The following is a 19,823-nucleotide window of genomic DNA, read 5'->3' on the forward strand; positions in this document are numbered from 1 at the left end:
GGAGCACACCCATGCAGGTACACAGCGACAGTTTCCCGAACGGCAAGGCCATTCCGGCGCGCTATGCGCTCATGACCCTCGGCAGCCCCGTGCTTCCGTCGGACAACGCGACGCCGCATCTGGCGTGGACGGAAGTACCGACGACGGCGCGCTCGTTCGTCATTGCATGCATCGACACCGACGTGCCCACGAAACCCGACGACGTCAACGTCGAAGGACGTACCGTACCGGCTGCGCTTAAGCGCGGAGAATTCGTGCACTGGCTCATGGCCAATATTCCGGAGGAATGCCGTGAACTGGGTGACGGTGCGTGCGGCGAAGGCATCGTTCCGCGCGGCAAGAAAGATCCGGTGGGACCGCCCGGTTCCGTGCAGGGACTGAACGACTACACGGGATGGTTCAAGGGCGATAAGGATATGGAAGGCCATTACCATGGTTACGACGGTCCCTGTCCGCCGTGGAACGACTCCATCGTTCACCACTATCACTTCCACGTTTACGCGCTGGATGTCGCCACCGTTCCGCTGGAAAAGGGCTTTTCCCTGGCCGAGCTTCGGTCGGCGATCGAAGGTCATGTCGTCGACCAGGCGGTCATCACGGGTACTTACAGTCTCAATCCGAAGGTCAAGGCGTGACGGCGAAGTGAAGTGACGTCGACAGCCTGAACGTTCCAAAAGCGGTGATCGCCGTGCGTCTGCGCATTCACATCAAATGCGCAGCGCGCGGTACTAAATGACGGGGCGCCTCGCGACATTTTTCGTCAGGCGAACCGGCACCCTTTCGGAGAACCGTCATGCTGCATTACGCCCTCGTGTTCCTCGTCATTGCGATCATTGCTGCCGTACTTGGCTTTGGCGGCATCGCCGGCACAGCCGCCGGTATCGCCAAGATTCTGTTCGTGGTGTTCCTTATCCTTGCCATCATTTCGTTCTTCCGCGGTCGAAGTGTGTGATGTCCGGTTGGGCCGCGGTTCGCCGGCGTGCCCTTGAACGATGCGCGGCGGGCGAGTCTCCCGGATCGTCCGCCGCGCAACTGTCGGCACTGCGCAGTTACTTCCGCGTCACCTCGAAACCCATAAGCTGTCAAACCCTCCACCGGAGAATCGCGTTATGAATAAGCCCGTCGAATCCGCCGCCAATGCAGCGAACGCCGCCGCCAACTCCATTACGGCCGCCGAGCGCATCGAAGCTCGCGCCGAGCGCGTGAAACAGGCAACGTCCGAAGCGGTCGAGCATACGAAAGACGCCGTCGACCGGGCCGCGGACAAGGTAGAAACGGGTTTGCACCATGCGACCGACAAGGCGGCACACGGCGCCACCCGCGCCGCGGAAAAAGCCGAAGAAGTAAAGCTGCGCGGCCAGGAAGCCTACGGCGATGCCCTGGACCACGCGAACGACTGGCTCGATACGGCACGCGAATACGTGCGCGAAAAGCCGGTACAGTCGGTGGCCATCGCGCTCGTGGCTGGCTGGCTCGCCGGCCGCATCCTGCGTAGCTGATTTATCGATGCGGGCCTAAGGTCCAGGGGAAGGGCATGCTCGAAGACGGTCCCGACGGAAATACCAACGATCCGGGTTTCGGTGCCGAAGGCACCGGTCCCGCGGCCGGTTCCAGGCTCAAGCGTCCGGAGTGGGTCGACGATCTGACGCGACTCGGTGCCGGACTGAAGCATCTTTTTTCGGCGCAACTGGGACTGCTTCGGGCAGAAATCGGCCTGGCGCGTCACGGCATCGTGCTCATGCTGTTCATGGGTCTGGCGGCCATCGTGTTCGCGGTGGCGCTGGGGTTCACCCTGCTGGCGCTGGCCGGTTGGGGGCTGGCGCAATGGTTCGGTTCGTGGGCGTGGGCGCTTACCGTGCTGGCATTACTACAGCTGGTCCTGCTGGTCGTCGCCATACGGGTATTCCGCCGCTGCATGCACTGGCTTACTCTTCCCGCGACGCGAGCCGAACTGGCCACGCTGGCGAAAGACGCGGTAAAGCAGGGCCGTGCGGAAGGCGAAAGCGAAGGGGGTTGAGGCAATGGGTATTTTCAGCAGCATGGCAGCGGTCGGGGAAGCACGAGCCCGTATGGCTGCCGCACGCATCGAAACCACGGAACCCGCCGCCGCCCTCATCGCGAAGGGCTACGAGTATCCGCTGACGGTCATGGGCATGGCGGCCGGCGCGGGTTTCCTGCTCAGCAACGTCAACGTCAATCCGCTTGCCGTGCCCGGTGTCAGCGGCCTGATCACGGGTGGTGCGTCCAGCGTTATCGGTCAGGTCGTTTCGCTGGCAGCCGGCAGCATTTTCAATGGGGCGGGTGACACCGATCCATGAGCGATACCCACAGTCCGCTGCCCACACCTCTTCCGTCAACCGCGGCTCCCGGTATTGCTATTGCCACTATCTCGGCACCGTCGCGTCGCGTGCGTGGAAGCAGCCGAAGCACGCGCCGCATTTCCCGCCATCTGCAGGCGATTCGCATATCCCTTACCGGCATGATTCTCCTGGCGATGGTATTTACCGTCACCATCGGAAAATCGTTGCTGATTCCCTTGGTGCTCGCTGCATTCATCGGATTGGCGCTCAATCCGATCGTCGCCACAGCGGCACGTTTCCGCATACCGCGCTGGTTGGCTGCGTGGGTCGTCATGTTCGCGCTGGGCGGTGCGCTGGCGAGCGGCATCGGCATGATCGCGACGCCCGCGATGAACTGGTTCCATCAGGCGCCCGAGGCGATACGCACGTTCGCGCCCAAGATCAAGCCGATGACCCAGCAGCTCGAAGCCGCGAGCAGGGCAACGCAGAACCTCGTCAGCGGATCGGCGGCGCGCGTCGTGGCACCCGGTAACCCGGCGATGTCGTTCACCGCATGGGACGTCGTTTCCTCGGCACCCAAGGTACTCGCCAGCGTTCTCACCGTCGCGCTGCTGGTGTTCTTCTTCCTGGTATACGGAGACGAGATACTGCGGCGTGCCGTCGAGATATCGCCGACGTTCGCGCACAAGCGACATACGGTCTCGATCGTGCGCAGCATTCAGGAAGAAGTGTCGAGCTATCTGCTGCTGACAGCCTCGATCAACATTGGCCTGGGTCTGATAACCGCATGCATGCTCTGGGCGTACAACGTGCCCGATCCGCTGCTGTGGGGCACCGTGGCAATGGTCGCCAACTTCATTCCCTACGTTGGTGCCATCACGACCACGACGATTCTCGCGATCGTCGGCACCCTGCATTTTCAGGAACTCGGGCCTGCCTTGTTGCCCGCTCTGACATTCGCCGGTATTACCGCCGTCGAAGGCAACCTGATCACGCCGATGCTGCAAGGTCGGCGCATGCGCTTGTCGCCCGTTGCCATCCTGCTATGGCTGTTGATCTGGGGATGGCTATGGGGCATTCCGGGCGCACTGCTCGCCGTGCCGATGCTGACATGCACCAAACTCATCACCGCCAAGCTGCGCGGATGGACGTGGTTCGCGCATATGATCCAGCGTTGATCCGGTGGGTCGGCAGATTAGTCGTAAGCAACCTTTACCGTGATGTTCGCGTTGCCGGGACCTATCTTCAATGGAAGGCCGTTGCGTCGATAGCGCGCGCGGAATTCATAGAGACCGCCTGCGGGACGTGGAACGAATACGATGGATCTCGTGCCGGTAGGATCGGCCGCTGCATCCGGATTGGCGCTGCGAAGCTCGATGCCGACACCTCCGGAGCCGCCCGCCGCGGTGAAGAGTGTGGGGTCGCTGCTGCCATAAGCGCCCTGGAACGTCATCGAGACCGTGTTGACGTACTGGCAGCCACCGGAGACAAGATTCGCGGGGACCCAGTCGCTGTATCCGACCCGCTCGATGTCGGCGATATCGACATTGCGTAATGCGAAGCCAAGATTGTGCGACGTAAACGAACAGGTCGGTACCGGCGCCTCGATGCGCACGGGAGGAAGCGTGACGCTGAACTGAGTGACACCATCGAGGCCACCATTACCGACGATGCCACCGGCGATTGTGCCACTGCTAATGTCACCGGTCTTGATCAGCTGCACTTTAAAGAACGCGTTCTTGTATACCGCCCAGTACGCACCTGGCTTGTAAGTTGAGCTTGGAATTTCGCCCCAGGAACTATTCTCATTACTAAAAAGCACCCGGATGCCAACACCGGGAACATTGGTCGCGAAGATTTTGCTTCCTCCCGGTGCTGGTGAGGCGTAGGTGACGGATCGGAGGTAGAAAGTTGAGAACCGGCACCATTCTTTGGCCGTATACCCGGGAGAGGACACCGCTTCCGCTATGACCTGCCCCACGGCGAGCCCCATGGATGGCGTTTGTGTTATGAACGATACCCGTTGCGACTGTGCCTGCACGGGATAGGAGTTGCACGAAGCTCGCGCCGCTAAAGGTATTGCAAGCATTGCCACGGCAACGCCAGCGAATGTGGCGGTAGCCTTCCATGAAGTCATCGTGCTCGTCCGTGATTCTCGAAAAACATCACGTTACCGACAACACGCGGTGACTGCTCTAAGACAAATCGGAAAAACGTGACTTTCTAGTCGTAAGCAACTTTTACAGTAATGTTTGCATTGCCCGCGCCCATCTTTAGTGGAAGGCCATTACGCCGGTAGCGTGCGCGGAACGCGTATACCTGACCGGCAGGCCTTGGCGTGAATACGATGGCGGTGTTGCCGGACGGATCCGCGGCCGAATCTGGATTGGCGCTGCGTAGTTCGATGCCCACACCGGCGGCCCCCCCGATGGCAGCGAACAATGTGCGATCGGTGCCATCGGCCGTGCCATGGAAGGTCATGGCGACCTTGCCGACGTACTGGCAGCCGCCGGATAAAAGGTTTGCTTCTGCCCACTGGCTGTATCCGACGCTTTCGACTTTTGCGATGTCGACATTGCCGATCGGAAGGACGAGGTTTCCACTGCCGAAGGAACAGGTCGGAACATAGCCTTCGATGCGCGTGGGCGGAAGATCGACCCAGACCTGCTTGTTGGAGTCGACACCTGCAGTGGCGATCGTGCCCCCGCCAAGGGTACTTGTAACAATGTCGCCGGTCTTGACGAGCTCGACCTTGAAGCGCATCTGCTGATACCACACCCGACAGCAGTATCCAGGCTTGCTCTCGAAGAACGGATACCGGGAATAACCGGGATGATTATTTGTATTGTGGTAGCCGGAGATGCGGATGCCGACACCCCGCACGTCCGTCTCGTAGACGCCATCGCCGATCGCGCTCGGTGTGGGATAACGTACGAGCGAGCCGTGGTACGTGGGGCTCTTGCAGTACATGTTCGGCGATGTGTACGCCGGTACGGTCTCGACCCGTGCGATGACGTCTCCGGGACGAAGCGACGGATTCGGAACGACCGTGCCGAACGAAGCGATCTGAGCGGCCCCCTGCGAGGGATATCCGCTGCACGAAGCCTTTGCCACGCCAGCCTGGATGATCAGTCCGAGGGCGACACATAAACCGACGAACATTCGAATCGCCATCGCTTGCTGCCCTTTCTCTCTTCGGAAAAAGACAAGCGTAAACGCCACATCAGCGTTTTACTCTCAGACAATTCGTGAAAATCCGACAATAATTACGTGTGCCGGACTACCACTTGATACGCTCCCGGTCCCGAAAAAACACGCCGTTCGCCGCTTCCCGATCCGGCAACGTAGCAGCCCATACGACACCATCGGCGCTGGCGCGAACCGGCCGCCCGCCGCTGCCACCCATGTCGGTGGCTGTCCAGCCGGGGCAAACCGCGTTGACGACAATGCCGCTGCCCGACAGCTCCTCGGCGAGGATGCGCGTGTATACGTTCAGCGCTGCCTTCGACACGCGATAGGCCGGACACATATCGCCGCATTCCACGTCCGATGCGCAACCGCTCGACACATTGACGATGCGACCATAGCCATGGCGCCGCATCAGCGGCGCGGCAGCTTCGCACAGTCGCCACGCGCCGAGCAGGTTCGTGTCGAGGGCGGCGCGTACCTCGTCGATGTCGACGGTCGATGCGCGTTCGCCGTAGTTGTAATAACCGCCGGCGTTGTTGATCAGGATGTCCAGGCGCCCGTAGCGCGCACCGATGGTCGCCACCGCGTCGTCGATATCGCGCTGTGCGGTGATGTCCAGCCGTAGCGGCACGACATCGCCGCCTTCCTCGCGAACGAGTCGTGCCGCCCGTTCGCCCCGTGCCAGATCGCGCGATCCCATGACGACCGTCACGCCCAGCGCCGCGAGCTGGCGCGATACCTCACGGCCCAGCCCGCGATTGGCACCGGTCACCAGCGCGACGCGCTGGGCCAGTGGCGGTTCGACGGCGACGGCGCGTGTGCGCATGCGCGTTGCGGGAAACGGCCGGACATCCGCACTGCGCGTGCTCATGGCGTCGCCGCCACCTGCGTGCAGCGTGCGTCGGCGCACGCTTCCCAGCCGCCGCCCAGCGCTTTGTACAACGCCACGGCGCGGACATTGATGCCCGCTTCGGCTTCCGCCAGCTGGTCTTCCGCGGTCAACTGCGTCCGTTCGGCATCCAGCAGTTCGAGATAGTCGGTCGCGCCGGCTTCGTAACGTATCTTCGCCAGGGAGGCTGCGCGTTCGCTTTGCGTCGCCTGTTCGATCAGCTTCTCGACCCGCGTACGCTGCTGGTTGAACGACACCAGCGAGTTGTCGACATCCTCCAGCGCTTGAAGCACCGTGCGCTGATAGTTCGCCAGTGCGGCGTCGGCCCGTGCCTCGCTGGCCTTCACGCCCGATCGCACGCGCTGCACGTTCAGGCCGGACCACGAAATACTCGGTGCGATGGACCAGGCCCGCGTCGCCGGGCCACCGAAGTCATTACTGCGACCGGCAAGGAATCCGATGAAGCCGCCCAGCGAAACATGCGGGAAGTAGTCGGCCTTGGCCACGCCGATCCGTGCATTGGCTGCTGCCAGTTCGCGCTCTGCCACACGGATATCCGGGCGACGCGAAAGCACATCGTCCGCGCCACCGATGGGCAGGCTGACATCGATCGGACGGAAGGTCGCCGCCGAGAGATCGACGCCGAGTTCGCCCGGCCGTTCGCCGAGCAGCACCGCAATGCGGAACGAGTCCGCCTGTGCCTGGGTTTCCAGCAACGGAAGCTGTGCCTCGACGGCTGCAAGGCGCGCCTTCGCGCTTGCGACGTCCTGATCCGAACCGGTGCCTACTTCAGAGCGAGCTTCGATGATCTTCAACGACTGTCTTTGGTTTTCGATATCGCGGCGGCTGACCTCCAGGCGAAGCTGTGTGCCACGCAGGTCGAAGTAATTGCGCGCCACTTCGGCGAACAACGTGACCTGCGCGTCCTGCAACGAAGCGGCGCTCGCGGCGGCATCCGCGCCGGCGGCCTCGACCGAACGGCGAATACCGCCGAACAGGTCCAGTTCCCACGATGCGTCGAAACCGGCCTGATAACTGGTCACCGTCTGCCGCTGGGTGCCGAACCCGGGTTGCTGCTGGCGGCTGCGGCTATACGCCGCCTGTGTTTCGATGTCCGGAATCTGCTGAGACTTCGCGGTACCCAGCAGCGCACGCGCTTCGTTCAGACGCGCGACGGCGATTTTCAGATCGGGACTGTTCTTCGCGGCCCGTACGATCAGTGCATTCAGTGTGGGATCGTTGAACTGCTCCCACCAGCGCGCCTGAAAGGTGGCGTCGTTTTGCTGCGTCTTGTCGACGCCCTGGAGCGTCACCGGTGCTTCCACCGGTGCCTTGTAATCCGGGCCGACGCTTGCGCAGCCGGCGAGGACGAGTGCCGCGAACAGCGCGGTGCTACGGAGTGCCAGTTTCATATCAATGCTCCTCGAGCGCCGGCGTATTGAGACCGAGGCGTTCGCGACGTGCGTTGCGGCGCGCCTCCATACGCTCGTTCATCGTGCGGATCAGCACATAGAACAACGGGGTGAAGATCAGGCCGAAGAAGGTGACGCCAAGCATGCCGGCGAACACCGCCACACCCATCGCGTGACGCATTTCCGCACCCGCACCATGCGAGATAACCAGCGGGACCACGCCCATGATGAAAGCGAACGAGGTCATCAGGATCGGGCGAAGACGCAGGCGGGCCGCTTCCAGCACCGCATCGATGCGGCTCATGCCATGGATCTCCGCTTCGCGGGCGAACTCGACGATCAGGATGGCGTTCTTGCACGCCAGGCCTACGAGAACGATCAGACCGATCTGGGTGAAGATGTTGTTGTCGCCACCGGTAATCCACACGCCGAAGATCGCGGACAGCAGCACCATCGGCACGATCAGGATGACCGCGAGCGGCAGGCTCAGGCTTTCATACAGCGACGCCAGCACCAGGAACACCAGCAGCACGCACAAGGGGAACACCAGCACCGCGGTATTGCCCGCGAGGATCTGCTGGTAGGTCAGCTCGGTCCACTCGTAGGTTATGCCATTGGGCAGCTTTTCGGCGACGAGTTTTTCCATGGCAGCCTGGGCCTGGCCGGTGCTGAAGCCCGGTGCGGCACCGCCGTTGATTTCAGCCGTCGGATAGCCGTTGTAATGCATCACGCGGTCCGGACCGTTCGACTGGCGCACCGTGATGAACGAACCCAGGGGAACCAGGTCGCCCGCCGCGTTGCGCGTCTTCAGGCCGAGGATGTCGCTTGCCTCGTGACGGAACGACGGTTCGGCGGACATGTTCACCTGATAGGTGCGGCCGAAGCGGTTGAAGTCGTTGACGTAGAGCGAGCCAAGGAACGCCTGCATGGTCTGGAACACGTCGCCGAGATCGATACCTTCCGATTTCGCCTTCTCGCGATCCACGTCCGCGTCGATCTGCGGCACGCTGACCTGGTAGCTGGTGAACAGACCCGCCAGACCCGGCGTGGTCGCACTCGCCTGTACGATGCCCTGCGTCTGCTTGTACAGCTCCTCGAAGCCAAGACCCGCGCGATCTTCGATCTGCATGCGGAAGCCGCCGATCGTGCCGAGGCCGTTGACGGGCGGTGGCGGGAAGATCGCGATGTACGCATCCTGGATCGACGCGAATTTCTGGTTCAGCGCGCCCGCGATGCCACCCGCCGAAAGCGCTTCGCTACGGCGTTCATCGAACGGCTTCAGCGTCACGAACACGATGCCGGAGTTGGTGCTGTTGGTGAAGCCATTGATCGACAGGCCCGGGAACGCCACCGCGCCTTCGACACCCGGCTGCTTCAGGGCGATATCGCTCATCCGCCGGATCACGTCTTCGGTGCGATCCAGCGACGAGGCATCGGGCAACTGCGCGAACGACACCAGGTACTGCTTGTCCTGCGGCGGTACGAAGCCCATCGGCACTTTCGCGAAACCGAGCCATGCCAGACCGATCAGGCCGGCGTACAGCACCAGTGCGATCGCGCTGAAACGCAGGATCTTCTGCACCGCACTGACGTAACCGTGCGAACCACGCTCGAACATGCGGTTGAACGGACGGAACAGCCAGCCAAAGCCGCGGTCGATGAGGATGCTCAGCTTGTCCTTGGGCGCACTGCGGTCTTTCAGCAGCAGCGCGGCGAGGGCAGGGCTCAGGGTCAGCGAATTGAACGCGGAGATGACCGTGGAAATAGCGATGGTCAGCGCGAACTGGCGATAGAACTGGCCGGTCAGGCCGCTGATGAAGGCGGTGGGGACGAAGACCGCGCACAGGACGAGTGCGGTGGCGACGATGGGACCGGTCACTTCCGTCATCGCCAGCCGGGTCGCTTCTTTCGGCGACAGCCCGTGTTCGATGTGTCGTTCGACGTTCTCGACGACGACGATGGCGTCATCCACCACGATACCGATCGCCAACACCAGTCCGAACAGCGACAGGGCGTTGAGCGAGAAGCCCACGACGTACATCACGGCGAACGTACCGATCAGCGAGACGGGGACGGCCACCAGCGGGATGATCGACGCGCGCCAGGTCTGCAGGAACAGGATCACGACGAGCACGACGAGGACGATCGCTTCGAACAGCGTGTGCACTACGGCATCGATCGAGCCGCGCACGAATACGGTCGGATCGTAGACGATGCTGTAATCGACGCCCTGCGGGAATTCCTTCTTCAGTTCCGCCATGGTTGCGCGGACTTCATCGGAGATCTGGATCGCATTGGAGCCGGGACGCTGGAAGATCGGAATCGCTACCGCTTCCTGATTGTTGAGCAGGCTGCGCAGCGCGTAGCTGCTGGAACCCAGTTCGACGCGCGCCACATCGCGCAGATGCGTTACCGAGCCACTCGCGTCGCTGCGCACGATGATGTTGAGGAAGTCGTCCTCGGTCACCAGTCGGCCACGCGTGTTGATATTGACCTGGAACGCGGACGTATTCGGGCCCGGAGGCGCGTTCAGCGCACCGGCCGCCACTTCGATGTTCTGTTCGCGGATAGCTTTCAGGACGTCGCCGGTGGTCAGGTCGCGTACGGCGAGCTTCTCCGGGTTCATCCATACGCGCATGCTGTACTCACCCGCGCCGAACAGCTGCACATCGCCGACGCCGTCCAGGCGGGCGAGCTGATCCTTGATGTGCAGGCGCGCGTAGTTCGACAGATAGAGCATGTCGTAACGATGCGAGGGTGAGGTCAGATGCACGACCATGGTCAGGTCGGGCGAGCTTTTCTGCGTGGTCACGCCGAGTCGTTGCACTTCCTCGGGAAGACGCGGCAATGCCTGCGACACGCGGTTCTGGACTTGCACCTGGGCATTGTCCAGATCGGTGCCGAGCGCGAAGGTCACGGTAAGCGTCATCGCGCCGTCGCTCGTCGCCTGCGACGAGGTGTACAGCATGCCTTCGACGCCGTTGATCTGTGCCTCAAGCGGCGTGGCGATGGTTTCGGCGATGATCTTCGGGTTCGCGCCCGGATAGTTGGCACGCACGACAACCGTCGGCGGCACCACTTCCGGGTATTCGCTGATCGGCAATTTGAACACCGCGACACCGCCGGCGATCAGGAACAGCACCGACAGCACGCCCGCGAGAATCGGGCGGTCGACGAAGTATTGAGCGATTTTCATGGATCAGTCCTGCGCATTGAGCGCGGCGACGCTCGCGGCATCGCCGCTGGGTACGCCGGCAACCTGCTTCGCGGTGGCTTCGCTACCGCGGGTCGCCATGGCGACGCGTTTGGCATTCACTTCGACACCCGGACGAACGTGCTGCAGACCGTTCACCACGACGACGTCCTCGGCACTCAGACCGTTGTCGACCACGCGCAGGCCATCGACCAGCGCACCCGTCGTCACGCGGCGGTATTCGATCTTGCGATCCTTGCCGAGGATGTAGACGAACTTGGTACCCAGGTCGGTGCCGACCGCGCGGTCGTCGATCAGTGCGCGGGGCTGGCGTTCGCCGCTACGCAGTTCCACGCGTGCGAACAGGCCCGGCGTATAGGCCGAATCGGCGTTCGGGAATACGGCACGCAAACGGATGGTGCCGGCGCCGGTGCGCAGCTGGTTGTCGATGAAGTCGATCTTGCCGGTGTGCGGATAGCCCGACTCGTCGGCCAGACCCATCGCCACTTCCGGCGCACGGCCGTTCGTGCGGCGCAGGCGATCCAGTTTCAGGAAGGTCTGCTCGTCCACGTCGAAGTACACGTACATCGGGTCGACGCTGACGACGCTGGTCAGCACGTCGGTGCTGGTCACGAGGTTGCCCGGGGTGACCAGCGCATTGCTGACGCGGCCGTCGACGGGTGCGCGGACTTCGGTGAAGCCGAGATTGAGCTTGGCGGCATCGAGTGCCGCGCCCGTGGAGGCGACCTGTGCCTTCGCGCTCTGTGCGGCGGTGTCGAGACGGTCGGCTTCTTCGCGCGACACGGCGCGCTGTTCGACCAGCTTGCGGCCGCGTGCGGCATTGGCTTCGGCGAGGTTGAGTTCCGAGCGTGCCTGATTGAGGTTGGCGCTCAGACGGTTCGCTTCGGCCTGGAACGGGCGCGGGTCGATCGTGAAGAGCAACTGGCCTTTCTTGACCAGGGCGCCTTCGCGGAAATGCACCGAGTCGACATATCCGCCCACACGCGGACGGATCTGGATGGTATCGACGGCCTGGATGCGGCCGGTAAATGCGTTGGCGTCGTCCACCGGGCGCAGCAATACCTGGGCGACGGTGACTTCCGGAGCCGGCATCGGCTCGGCCGCATGGATGGGTGCGGGGCCGCCCGTAAGCCAGATCGCCGAGGCGATGGCGACGGCCAGCGCCGTGGAACCGAACAGGATTTTCTTCTTCATGGGGGCGTCCCTGATGCAAGTTATACCGGCGCGCCGGCTAAGGCGCGCAATCTAGTCCTTGCCCAGGAAGCTAAAAACAGGTTTAGAATCACTCCGCCTGTGACGCTCAGTCACGAATGCCCATTCAACCGACTACCGGAGCCGCCGCAATGGAAGATTTTTCCGCGATCAGCGTTTTCGTCCGCGTCGTCGAGGCCAAGAGCTTTTCCTCGGCGGCACAGCATCTGGAAATGACCCCGTCGGGGGTCAGCCGGGCTATTTCACGCCTGGAGGAAGGGCTGGGTGCCCGCCTGTTCTTCCGATCCACCCGGGCCTTGCGTTTAACCGACGATGGCGCCGCGTTCTATGCACGTTGCAAGGAGATACTTACAGATTTGACCGAGGCGACGGAGGCCCTGGGCTATGCCCGGACCAAGCCGGCGGGCAAATTAAGGATCGCCGCATCGTCGGCCGTGGGTCGTGCCGCCTTGATCCCCAATCTGGCCGATTTCGAGGAAAAATTCCCCGATATCCGGCTCGAAATGACCATGTGCGACTTCCCGTTCGACCTGAACGAAGAAGGGTTCGACTGCGCTATCCGCATGGGCGAGCTGGAGGATTCCAGCCTGATCGCCCGCAAGATCGGTCATTTCAGCAACGTGCTGTGCGCCTCGCCGGCCTATCTGGCCAAGCACGGGGCGCCCACGACGATCGAAGACCTGAAGCAGCATCGCTGCGTGAACTTCGTCTATCCGACCACGGGCAAGCCCTATCAGTGGCAGTTCGACACGCCGGGTGGCCGCGTCGGTGTCGACGTCGAGGCGCATATGCTCATCAACGACGGCGAATCGGTGATCCAGGCCGCGATAGCTGGTCTGGGCGTCATCCAGGTACCGCATTGTCTCGCGGCCTGCGCACTGGACAAGGGCATGCTGCAGATCGTCATGCAGGACACGATTTCCACCGGCTCGCCGCTGTGGATCGTTTACCCGCAGAAGCGTCACCTGTCGGCCCGCGTGCAGGCCTTCATCGAGTGGACCAGCGAGCTGTTCCAGCGCACGAGCACGCCGGCGTGCGTGCTGGCGAAGGATGCGGCCAAGAAGGCGGCAACGGCCGCTATGCAGAAGCTGGAGATGGTGGCCTGAGGTATTCGTCGCCCGACGCACTTCTACAAAGGCATGGCGTCTAAGTGTCACCCTCATCGTCCGCACCACGCTTTTCCATGCGTGATCGCCCGGGGCCCCTGCCTGCGCGGGGGCGACGGTGAGGCACCGGCATTCCTGCCGGTCTTCAGAATTCTTCATTCGCATGTCAGGCACTTCAGACGGCACGGTGGCCCACTCGTTTCCCTTACCCCAGGGAGACCCTCGCCATGCGCTTCGCTATCGCGGCTTTCGCCGCCTGTCTTGCCTTGCCCACCCTCGCCGGCACCTACCATCCACCGGAAAAACGTGACGACGGGTGGGCCGTTGCCGACGCGGCAAAACTCGGATGGCACGCCGACGTGCTGGCGGGTCTGGAAGATCGCATCGCCGACGGCACGTACAAGAAGATCACCAGCGTGGTCGTGGTCGACCACGGCCGGATCGTCTACGAGCACTATTTCAACGACGGCAACCCCGAGCTGCTCAACGACATCCGTTCGGCCAGCAAGAGCGTCACCGCCATGCTGGTGGGTGCGGCCATCGCGAAGGGACTGATCCCCAGCGTCCAGGCGCCTCTCTACGCCTTCTTCCCCGATATCCACCCGGCCAATCCCGACCCGCGCAAGCAGGCGTTTACGCTGGAAGACCTGCTGACCATGAGTTCGCTCTGGGAATGCGACGACGAAAACCAGTTCTCCAGTGGCAACGAAGAGCGCATGTATGTCACCGAGCGTTGGCTCGACTTCGCGTTGGGACTACCCATCAAGGGGTTCGCGCCGTGGATGACGAAGCCTAAGGACAGCCCGCACGGCCGCTCGTTCTCTTATTGCACGGCTGGCGCCTTCGTCGCCGGCGCCGTGGTCGAGCGCGCGGCCAAGAAGCCGTTGTCCGCCTTTGCCGCCGAGGTACTGGAGAAGCCGTTAGGGATCGTCAGCGTCAAGTGGAACACCTCGCCCGAAGGCATCGGCATGGGTGGCGGCGGTACGCGGTATCGCTCGCGCGACCTGGCGAAGCTGGGCCAGATGGTGGCGAACGGCGGCCGTTGGCAGGACACGCAGGTGCTTCCGAAGGCGTGGGTCGACGCGATGCTGACGCCCCACGCACAGGCTCGGGACGATGCGGATTACGGCTATTTCTGGTGGCGCTTCCAGTTTCCGGTCCATGGTGTCGATACGCCGGTCTGGGCGATGAGCGGGAACGGCGGCAACTATGTTTTCGTGCTGCCCGAACGCCAGCTGGTCGCGGTCGTCACGAGCAAGGCTTACAACCAGAGCTATGCGCATCCGCAGTCGCAGGGCATCTTGCGGGACATCGTCCTCAAAGCGTTGCCTTAAGCACCGGCGGGCACCACGGAGCGTCCAGCACGCGCTGGCGCTCCGCGGTCACGCGGCGTTCGATGGCGGCGAGCGCCGCCTCGAAACCGGCCTCGCCGTGCAGGTTTGTCAGCAGTGGCGTTGTCCGCAGGTACGCGGCATCGCGATAGCCGGCGTCCACCGCCCCCTGAATCGCTGCGATAGCGGTGCGGCGGTCGCCGCGAGCGACGGCAAGCACCGCCAGTTCAAGCCGGGCAGGCGGCCATGCGTTGTCGACCAGTCGCGCCCGCACCTGTGCAATCCGCTCGTCGATCCATTCGGGCGACGGCGGCGTTTCGGCATAAAGCGCAGCCAGTGTTGCCGGCATACCCGCATCGGGACGCAGGGCTTTCGCTTCGGTGAAGGCGACGGTCGCCGCCGCGCGATCGCCGCGCACCAGCGCCAGTTCGCCCGTCAGCTGCGCCAGTTCCGCCCGCTTGGTGCCATGCGCCTGTGCTTCCGCGACGGCGGTCCGGGCTTCATCCACACGGCCATGCACGAACAGGAAGGACGGCCAGCCGATATTGGCGAAGACGTTGTCGGGCGTGAGCAGGAAGCTGCGCCGGAAGCGGCCCTCGGCGGCATCGGTGAATCCCATCAGTTCCAGCTCGCGCGCCACGGCAATGTCGCGAAAACGCACTTTCGACGGATCGCCGCGCATGTCCAGATTCGCGCGCAATGCGTCGGCGAGCCTGCCCTGTTCCTGATACAGATAGGCCGCCGAGGCACGGCTGGCGTCATCGGTCGGGTCGAGCAATACGGCGCGCTCGTAACCGGCAATGGCGCCGGGCAGGTCGCCCTCGCAGTCGCGGGCATAGCCGACTGCCGACCATGCCTGTGGATCGTTCGGAGAGGCGCGCAGTACTCGCTCGGCGAGCGTCTGGGCTCGTCCAGCCCATGCATAGCCGGCGTTGTATAGACAGGTACGCGCGCTATACCGGCGACTCAGGCCCAACAGGGCGCGGCTATCGTCGGGAGCGTCGACGAGCGCCCGCTCGTACAAGGCAATCGCCCGTTCGTCGTTATCGCGCTGGCCCATGCTGGCGTACCACGCGGCGCGGTCCAGCAGTTCCTGTGCCGCGGTCCGGGGAGCGTCGCGTGGCGTCCGGACGACATGCCAGGCAAGCCCGGTCCCCAGCACCAGCACGATGGCCGCCAGTACGGCGGGCCACGGCATGTGGGCCCGGACACGAGCCGGGTCTTCGGCGGGCACGGGCGCCGCCCCAAGCTGGTAACCCTGCCCCCGTACCGATCGTATGTAGCGAGGCCGCCGTGCGTCGTCGCCCAGCGACTGACGGAGCAGACGGACGCGCTGGGTGACGGTTTCCTCGTTCACCACGGCGGGCGACCAGACCTGCCCGATCAGTTCGTCGAAGCTGACTACCCGCTGGCCCTGGGCGAGCAAACAGGCCAGCAACTGAAAGCTGAGACCGCCGACGTCGAGGACGTGACCATCGCGCTCGACCCGTTGCCCGGGGATATCGACGAGAAGATCCAGCAGACGGTAGCGATCGCCTGCCATGGTCGATCAGCCGCCGACGGGCAGGAACAGCAGCAGTGCGATACCCAGCACGATGCGGTAGATCGCGAACGGCGTGAACCGGTGCGACCGGATATAGCCCAGCAGCCACTTCACCGCGACGAAGGCGGTAATCGTCGATACGACGAAGGCGATGCCCAGCGCGGTCCAGTCTTCCTGCACGGCGCCGCCCAGGCGGTACTGCTTGAAGAGCTCGTAGGCGCTGGCGGCGTACATCGTCGGGATGCCGACGAGGAAGGCGAACTCGGTCGCCGCCGCACGATTGCTGGTGCCTGCGAGCATCGCCGTGAAGATGGTGGCGGCCGACCGTGACGTACCCGGGAAAATGCCGGCCACGATCTGCGCAAAGCCGACCAGGATGGCGACGCGCCAGGTCACTTCGCTGCGGTCCACCTGCCTGGCTGCCAGACGTTCGGCCGCGAGCATCCAGATACCGCCGATGACCAGGGCCCAGGCGATCGGAGTCACCGTCTCGGGCAGCTTGAAGCCCATTTTCACCACGATGAAGCCGAGGGCCGACGTGATGAGGAAGGCGACGATCAACTTCAGCAGGTAGTCGCGGTTCTCCGGCCGGCGCCAGTTGACCAGCAGATCCCAGATCCGGCCCCAGTAGATGAAGGTGACCGCGAGAATCGCGCCGGCCTGAATGACGACATTGAACAGGTCCGACCGCGCGCCCAGCCAGCGTTCCGCGATCAGCAGATGGCCGGTGCTGGAAATGGGCAGGAATTCGGTGATCCCCTCGATGACGCCGAGGAGCAGGGCATTCAGGAAATCGGGCACGGCGCAGGGTCCTTGGGGTGCGAGCGGCATAGCTTAGTGCCATGCTGGGGAAAGCCGCACATTCGCCGAAGAGCTGAGTGGGTGTAGTCGCGAAAACCGGCTGCATCGCACGGGGTCCCTGCCTGCGCAGGGACGACGGTGAGGGGAGGGAGTGATTCCGGAGCGTCGGAAATTACCTCTTCGTCGCTCCTGCGCAGGCAGGAGCCCAGCACGATGAGATTGGTTGTCGCCTCATCGGTCGTTTGCGCTTTTAAGGGCTAATCCCGCGACTCAATGACCTTATTGATCCGCAACGCCACCAATGTACAAGCTGCACCCGACAGCAAATAAACGCTGACCGCGGCCAACCCGAACCGCGACGACAGGCTCAGCGCCACCAGCGGCGCGAAGGCCGCGCCGATCAACCATGCGATATCCGACGTCAACGCCGCACCCGTGTAACGGAAGCGCTTCTCGAAGTTGGCCGTCACGGTGCCCGCGGACTGACCGTACGACACGCCGAGCAGCGCGAAACCCACGATGATGAAAGTGTCCTGGGCGACCTTGCCGCCATCGAGCAGCCACGGCGCGAACAGAGCGAACAGGCCGATGAGGCAGGCGAGCACGGCCAGCGTGGTGCGGCGGCCGATGCGATCGGCGATCCAACCCGATGCGACGGTACCGAGGATGCCGACGACCGCACCGCACATCTCCACGATCAGGACGCTGGGTATGGACTGCTGCGAATGCAGCGCGATCCACGAAAGCGGGAAGATCGTGACCAGATGAAACAACGCGTAGCTGGCCAGCGCCGCGAACGCGCCGATGAAAAGGTTGTAACCCTGCGTGCGTAACATTTCGCGAATGCCGATCGGCTCAAGTTCGCGCTCTTCGAGCAACTGGGTGTATTCCTCGGTTACCACGAGGCGCAGGCGGGCGAACAGCGCGACGACGTTGATCGCGAAGGCCACGAAGAAGGGATAGCGCCAGCCCCAGCCGAGGAAATCCTCTTTCGACAATTCGAGCCAGAGGAACAGGAAGAGGGCGCCGGCGATAAAGAACCCGATCGGTGCGCCGAGCTGGCCCAGCATGGCGTACCAGCCACGGCGTCCGCGCGGCGCGTTCAGCGCCAGCAGCGAGGGCAGACCGTCCCACGATCCACCCAGGGCAATACCCTGCAGGAATCGCAGCAACGAAAGAAGAATGATGGTCGTGATGCCGGCCGTGGCGTAACTGGGCAGGAATGCGATACCGACCGTCGACGTTCCCAGCAGGAACAGCGCCCCGGTCAGCTTGGTTCCGCGACTCCACCGGCGCTGGATGGACATGAACAAGGTCGTGCCGAAGGGGCGGGCGATAAACGCGAACGAGAAGATCGTGAACGACAGCAGCGTACCGTCCAGCGGGGTCAGGAACGGGAAGAAAACCGCCGGAAACACCAGCACCGAAGCGATGCCGTAAACGAAGAAGTCGAAATACTCCGAAGCGCGGCCAATGACGACGCCGACGGCGATTTCGCCGGGAGCTACCGCGGCATGGTCCGCGTGAAGGTTGCGGAGGTCGCGTTCCGCGGCGCTTGCGGAAGGTCCGTTGCCGTCGTGTGGAATGCTCGACATCGACTTGCCCCGTTTCGTGAGTAGTTGCCAGTAACGCATAGCATCGCACCGGCTGCGTCACGATGCCATGAGACAAAATGTCCTATTCTCTGGACAGTGCGATAGGCGTAGTTTTCTCCCCTTCCCACGGTTATGTCGTCAGGCGATGTCCATTAAGACTCTGCGCGGACTACTGATCCCGTTCGTTGCCCTCCTCCTCTCGGGCTGCAACGCCGTCCTGCTTTCACCCGCCGGCGACATTGCTGTTCAGCAACGCAACCTGATCATTGTTTCCACGGTGCTGATGCTCATCATCATCGTTCCGGTGATTGCACTCACCCTGCTGTTCGCCTGGAAATACCGGGCTTCCAACAAAAACGCCGACTACGATCCCGAATGGCACCATTCCACGGTGCTCGAGCTGCTTATCTGGTCCGCTCCGCTCGTCATCATCATCGCTCTTGGCGCGGTGACGTGGGTCAGCACGCATAAACTCGACCCGTTCCGCCCCCTCGACCGGTTGTCCGAAGGGCGCGAAGTGCCCGCCGGCACCAAGCCCCTCGTGGTCGAAGTCGTCGCGCTGGACTGGAAATGGCTGTTCCTTTACCCGGAACAGGGCATCGCAACGGTCAACGAGATTGCCGCACCCATCGATCGGCCGATCCAGTTCAAGATCACGGCTTCCACTGTGATGAACTCGTTCTTCATCCCCTCGCTGGCCGGTCAGATCTACGCCATGCCGGGCATGGAAACCAAGCTTTACGCGGTGATGAACAAGCCGGGCACATATGAAGGCTTCTCCGCGAACTACAGCGGTGCGGGCTTCTCGGGTATGCGCTTCAAGTTCCTCGGCGTAAGTGAAGACGAATTCACAAAGTGGGTCGCCGAGGCGAAATCCAGTACCGAGACACTCAGCCGCGACGAGTATCTGAAGCTCGAACAGCCCAGCGAGAAAGAGCCGGTGCGCCATTACGGCAGCGTGGCCAATGGCCTCTACAAGGCCATCCTGAATCGCTGCGTCGAAGCCAATCGCATGTGCGTCAGCGACATGATGGCCATCGATGAACGCGGCGGCTCCGGCATCGTCGGCACGTACAACGTGACCTCGCTCGATGCGGCGACGCGCGTCCGGCTTGGTCTGGCCGACACCGCCACGAAGACCTATGTCGGCGCCCTGTGCACGGGCAAGGATGTCGCCGGCACTCCCGTTTCGCCGACTGGCCGTCCCCTGTGACGGCCCGCCGGACAACTT

The 19,823-nt window shown here is 63.1% G+C and carries 18 protein-coding genes; 9 read left to right on the forward strand and 9 right to left on the reverse strand.

Going from position 1 to position 19,823, the window contains the following annotated elements; translation table 11 throughout:
• The first annotated feature begins 11 nt into the window (after positions 1–11).
• The 6 genes from AC3IR3_RS00280 (at position 12) to AC3IR3_RS00305 (ending at position 3,478) form a co-directional block, all read left to right on the forward strand.
• Positions 12–635, forward strand: coding sequence for a YbhB/YbcL family Raf kinase inhibitor-like protein (locus AC3IR3_RS00280; RefSeq protein WP_489195057.1), 624 nt, complete (start codon positions 12–14; stop codon positions 633–635).
• A 158-nt stretch (positions 636–793) separates the two neighbouring features.
• On the forward strand, positions 794–952 hold the full coding sequence (locus AC3IR3_RS00285; RefSeq protein ID WP_183422027.1) for a DUF1328 domain-containing protein: 159 nt from the start codon (positions 794–796) through the stop codon (positions 950–952).
• Between the two features lie 157 nt (positions 953–1,109).
• Positions 1,110–1,499, forward strand: a complete 390-nt coding sequence (locus AC3IR3_RS00290; protein ID WP_243649194.1) for an ElaB/YgaM/YqjD family protein — start codon at positions 1,110–1,112, stop codon at positions 1,497–1,499.
• Positions 1,500–1,534: 35 nt separating this feature from the next.
• Positions 1,535–2,017, forward strand: coding sequence for an ABC transporter ATP-binding protein (locus AC3IR3_RS00295; RefSeq protein ID WP_489195060.1), 483 nt, complete (start codon positions 1,535–1,537; stop codon positions 2,015–2,017).
• 52 nt (positions 2,018–2,069) lie between these two features.
• Positions 2,070–2,318: a hypothetical protein gene (locus tag AC3IR3_RS00300; RefSeq protein WP_489195062.1), complete on the forward strand. Its 249-nt coding sequence runs from the start codon at positions 2,070–2,072 to the stop codon at positions 2,316–2,318.
• Positions 2,315–3,478, forward strand: coding sequence for an AI-2E family transporter (locus AC3IR3_RS00305; protein WP_489195064.1), 1,164 nt, complete (start codon positions 2,315–2,317; stop codon positions 3,476–3,478). The genes AC3IR3_RS00300 and AC3IR3_RS00305 overlap by 4 nt, the downstream gene beginning before the upstream one ends.
• Before the next feature lie 17 nt (positions 3,479–3,495).
• Here AC3IR3_RS00305 and AC3IR3_RS00310 read toward each other — a convergent pair whose 3' ends face one another.
• The 6 genes from AC3IR3_RS00310 to AC3IR3_RS00335 all read right to left on the reverse strand — a co-directional run bounded on the left by AC3IR3_RS00310 (position 3,496) and on the right by AC3IR3_RS00335 (position 12,198).
• Entirely contained in the window at positions 3,496–4,437 is a 942-nt protein-coding gene (locus AC3IR3_RS00310; protein WP_489195066.1) for a fimbrial protein, read from the reverse strand.
• Positions 4,438–4,523: 86 nt separating this feature from the next.
• The gene (locus tag AC3IR3_RS00315) at positions 4,524–5,474 is read right to left on the reverse strand and encodes a fimbrial protein (RefSeq protein ID WP_489195068.1); all 951 of its coding nucleotides are present in this window, start codon (positions 5,472–5,474) and stop codon (positions 4,524–4,526) included.
• Positions 5,475–5,580: 106 nt separating this feature from the next.
• Entirely contained in the window at positions 5,581–6,360 is a 780-nt protein-coding gene (locus AC3IR3_RS00320) for an SDR family NAD(P)-dependent oxidoreductase (protein ID WP_489195070.1), read from the reverse strand.
• Positions 6,357–7,790, reverse strand: coding sequence for an efflux transporter outer membrane subunit (locus AC3IR3_RS00325; protein WP_489195071.1), 1,434 nt, complete (start codon positions 7,788–7,790; stop codon positions 6,357–6,359). Before AC3IR3_RS00325 ends, AC3IR3_RS00320 begins: the two co-directional genes overlap by 4 nt.
• A gap of 1 nt (position 7,791) precedes the next feature.
• Positions 7,792–10,986, reverse strand: a complete 3,195-nt coding sequence (locus tag AC3IR3_RS00330; RefSeq protein WP_489195073.1) for an efflux RND transporter permease subunit — start codon at positions 10,984–10,986, stop codon at positions 7,792–7,794.
• A gap of 3 nt (positions 10,987–10,989) precedes the next feature.
• Positions 10,990–12,198 carry an efflux RND transporter periplasmic adaptor subunit gene (locus AC3IR3_RS00335; protein ID WP_489195075.1) on the reverse strand — a complete coding sequence of 403 codons (1,209 nt, stop codon included), beginning with the start codon at positions 12,196–12,198 and terminating at the stop codon, positions 10,990–10,992.
• Positions 12,199–12,347: 149 nt separating this feature from the next.
• On the opposite strand from AC3IR3_RS00335, the gene AC3IR3_RS00340 reads away from it, so the two are divergent.
• Positions 12,348–13,322 carry a LysR family transcriptional regulator gene (locus AC3IR3_RS00340; protein ID WP_489195077.1) on the forward strand — a complete coding sequence of 325 codons (975 nt, stop codon included), beginning with the start codon at positions 12,348–12,350 and terminating at the stop codon, positions 13,320–13,322.
• A 227-nt stretch (positions 13,323–13,549) separates the two neighbouring features.
• Positions 13,550–14,656 (forward strand): serine hydrolase domain-containing protein, encoded by a 1,107-nt coding sequence (locus AC3IR3_RS00345; protein ID WP_489195079.1) that lies wholly within the window; start codon positions 13,550–13,552, stop codon positions 14,654–14,656.
• On the opposite strand, the gene AC3IR3_RS00350 is transcribed toward AC3IR3_RS00345, so the two are convergent.
• The 3 genes from AC3IR3_RS00350 to AC3IR3_RS00360 all read right to left on the reverse strand — a co-directional run bounded on the left by AC3IR3_RS00350 (position 14,640) and on the right by AC3IR3_RS00360 (position 18,592).
• Positions 14,640–16,196 carry a winged helix-turn-helix domain-containing protein gene (locus tag AC3IR3_RS00350; protein WP_489195081.1) on the reverse strand — a complete coding sequence of 519 codons (1,557 nt, stop codon included), beginning with the start codon at positions 16,194–16,196 and terminating at the stop codon, positions 14,640–14,642. The genes AC3IR3_RS00345 and AC3IR3_RS00350 overlap by 17 nt on opposite strands.
• A 6-nt stretch (positions 16,197–16,202) precedes the next feature.
• Positions 16,203–16,997 (reverse strand): undecaprenyl-diphosphate phosphatase, encoded by a 795-nt coding sequence (locus AC3IR3_RS00355; RefSeq protein WP_489195083.1) that lies wholly within the window; start codon positions 16,995–16,997, stop codon positions 16,203–16,205.
• 257 nt (positions 16,998–17,254) lie between these two features.
• Positions 17,255–18,592, reverse strand: coding sequence for an MFS transporter (locus AC3IR3_RS00360; protein WP_489195085.1), 1,338 nt, complete (start codon positions 18,590–18,592; stop codon positions 17,255–17,257).
• Positions 18,593–18,737: 145 nt separating this feature from the next.
• Between AC3IR3_RS00360 and cyoA the strand changes: the two genes are divergently transcribed.
• Positions 18,738–19,805 (forward strand): ubiquinol oxidase subunit II, encoded by a 1,068-nt coding sequence (gene cyoA, locus AC3IR3_RS00365; protein WP_489195086.1) that lies wholly within the window; start codon positions 18,738–18,740, stop codon positions 19,803–19,805.
• Positions 19,806–19,823: the final 18 nt, after the last annotated feature.

Source organism: Luteibacter sp. GL_149 (genome assembly GCF_057834065.1).

What these genes read in the sequence shown, in the direction of transcription:
- AC3IR3_RS00280 (WP_489195057.1), top strand. Translation starts at nt 12, where the DNA reads ATGCAGGTACACAGCGACAGTTTCCCGAACGGCAAGGCCATTCCGGCG.
- AC3IR3_RS00285 (WP_183422027.1), top strand. Translation starts at nt 794, where the DNA reads ATGCTGCATTACGCCCTCGTGTTCCTCGTCATTGCGATCATTGCTGCC.
- AC3IR3_RS00290 (WP_243649194.1), top strand. Translation starts at nt 1,110, where the DNA reads ATGAATAAGCCCGTCGAATCCGCCGCCAATGCAGCGAACGCCGCCGCC.
- AC3IR3_RS00295 (WP_489195060.1), top strand. Translation starts at nt 1,535, where the DNA reads ATGCTCGAAGACGGTCCCGACGGAAATACCAACGATCCGGGTTTCGGT.
- AC3IR3_RS00300 (WP_489195062.1), top strand. Translation starts at nt 2,070, where the DNA reads ATGGCTGCCGCACGCATCGAAACCACGGAACCCGCCGCCGCCCTCATC.
- AC3IR3_RS00305 (WP_489195064.1), top strand. Translation starts at nt 2,315, where the DNA reads ATGAGCGATACCCACAGTCCGCTGCCCACACCTCTTCCGTCAACCGCG.
- AC3IR3_RS00310 (WP_489195066.1), bottom strand. Translation starts at nt 4,437, where the DNA reads ATGACTTCATGGAAGGCTACCGCCACATTCGCTGGCGTTGCCGTGGCA.
- AC3IR3_RS00315 (WP_489195068.1), bottom strand. Translation starts at nt 5,474, where the DNA reads ATGGCGATTCGAATGTTCGTCGGTTTATGTGTCGCCCTCGGACTGATC.
- AC3IR3_RS00320 (WP_489195070.1), bottom strand. Translation starts at nt 6,360, where the DNA reads ATGAGCACGCGCAGTGCGGATGTCCGGCCGTTTCCCGCAACGCGCATG.
- AC3IR3_RS00325 (WP_489195071.1), bottom strand. Translation starts at nt 7,790, where the DNA reads ATGAAACTGGCACTCCGTAGCACCGCGCTGTTCGCGGCACTCGTCCTC.
- AC3IR3_RS00330 (WP_489195073.1), bottom strand. Translation starts at nt 10,986, where the DNA reads ATGAAAATCGCTCAATACTTCGTCGACCGCCCGATTCTCGCGGGCGTG.
- AC3IR3_RS00335 (WP_489195075.1), bottom strand. Translation starts at nt 12,198, where the DNA reads ATGAAGAAGAAAATCCTGTTCGGTTCCACGGCGCTGGCCGTCGCCATC.
- AC3IR3_RS00340 (WP_489195077.1), top strand. Translation starts at nt 12,348, where the DNA reads ATGGAAGATTTTTCCGCGATCAGCGTTTTCGTCCGCGTCGTCGAGGCC.
- AC3IR3_RS00345 (WP_489195079.1), top strand. Translation starts at nt 13,550, where the DNA reads ATGCGCTTCGCTATCGCGGCTTTCGCCGCCTGTCTTGCCTTGCCCACC.
- AC3IR3_RS00350 (WP_489195081.1), bottom strand. Translation starts at nt 16,196, where the DNA reads ATGGCAGGCGATCGCTACCGTCTGCTGGATCTTCTCGTCGATATCCCC.
- AC3IR3_RS00360 (WP_489195085.1), bottom strand. Translation starts at nt 18,592, where the DNA reads ATGTCGAGCATTCCACACGACGGCAACGGACCTTCCGCAAGCGCCGCG.
- cyoA (WP_489195086.1), top strand. Translation starts at nt 18,738, where the DNA reads ATGTCCATTAAGACTCTGCGCGGACTACTGATCCCGTTCGTTGCCCTC.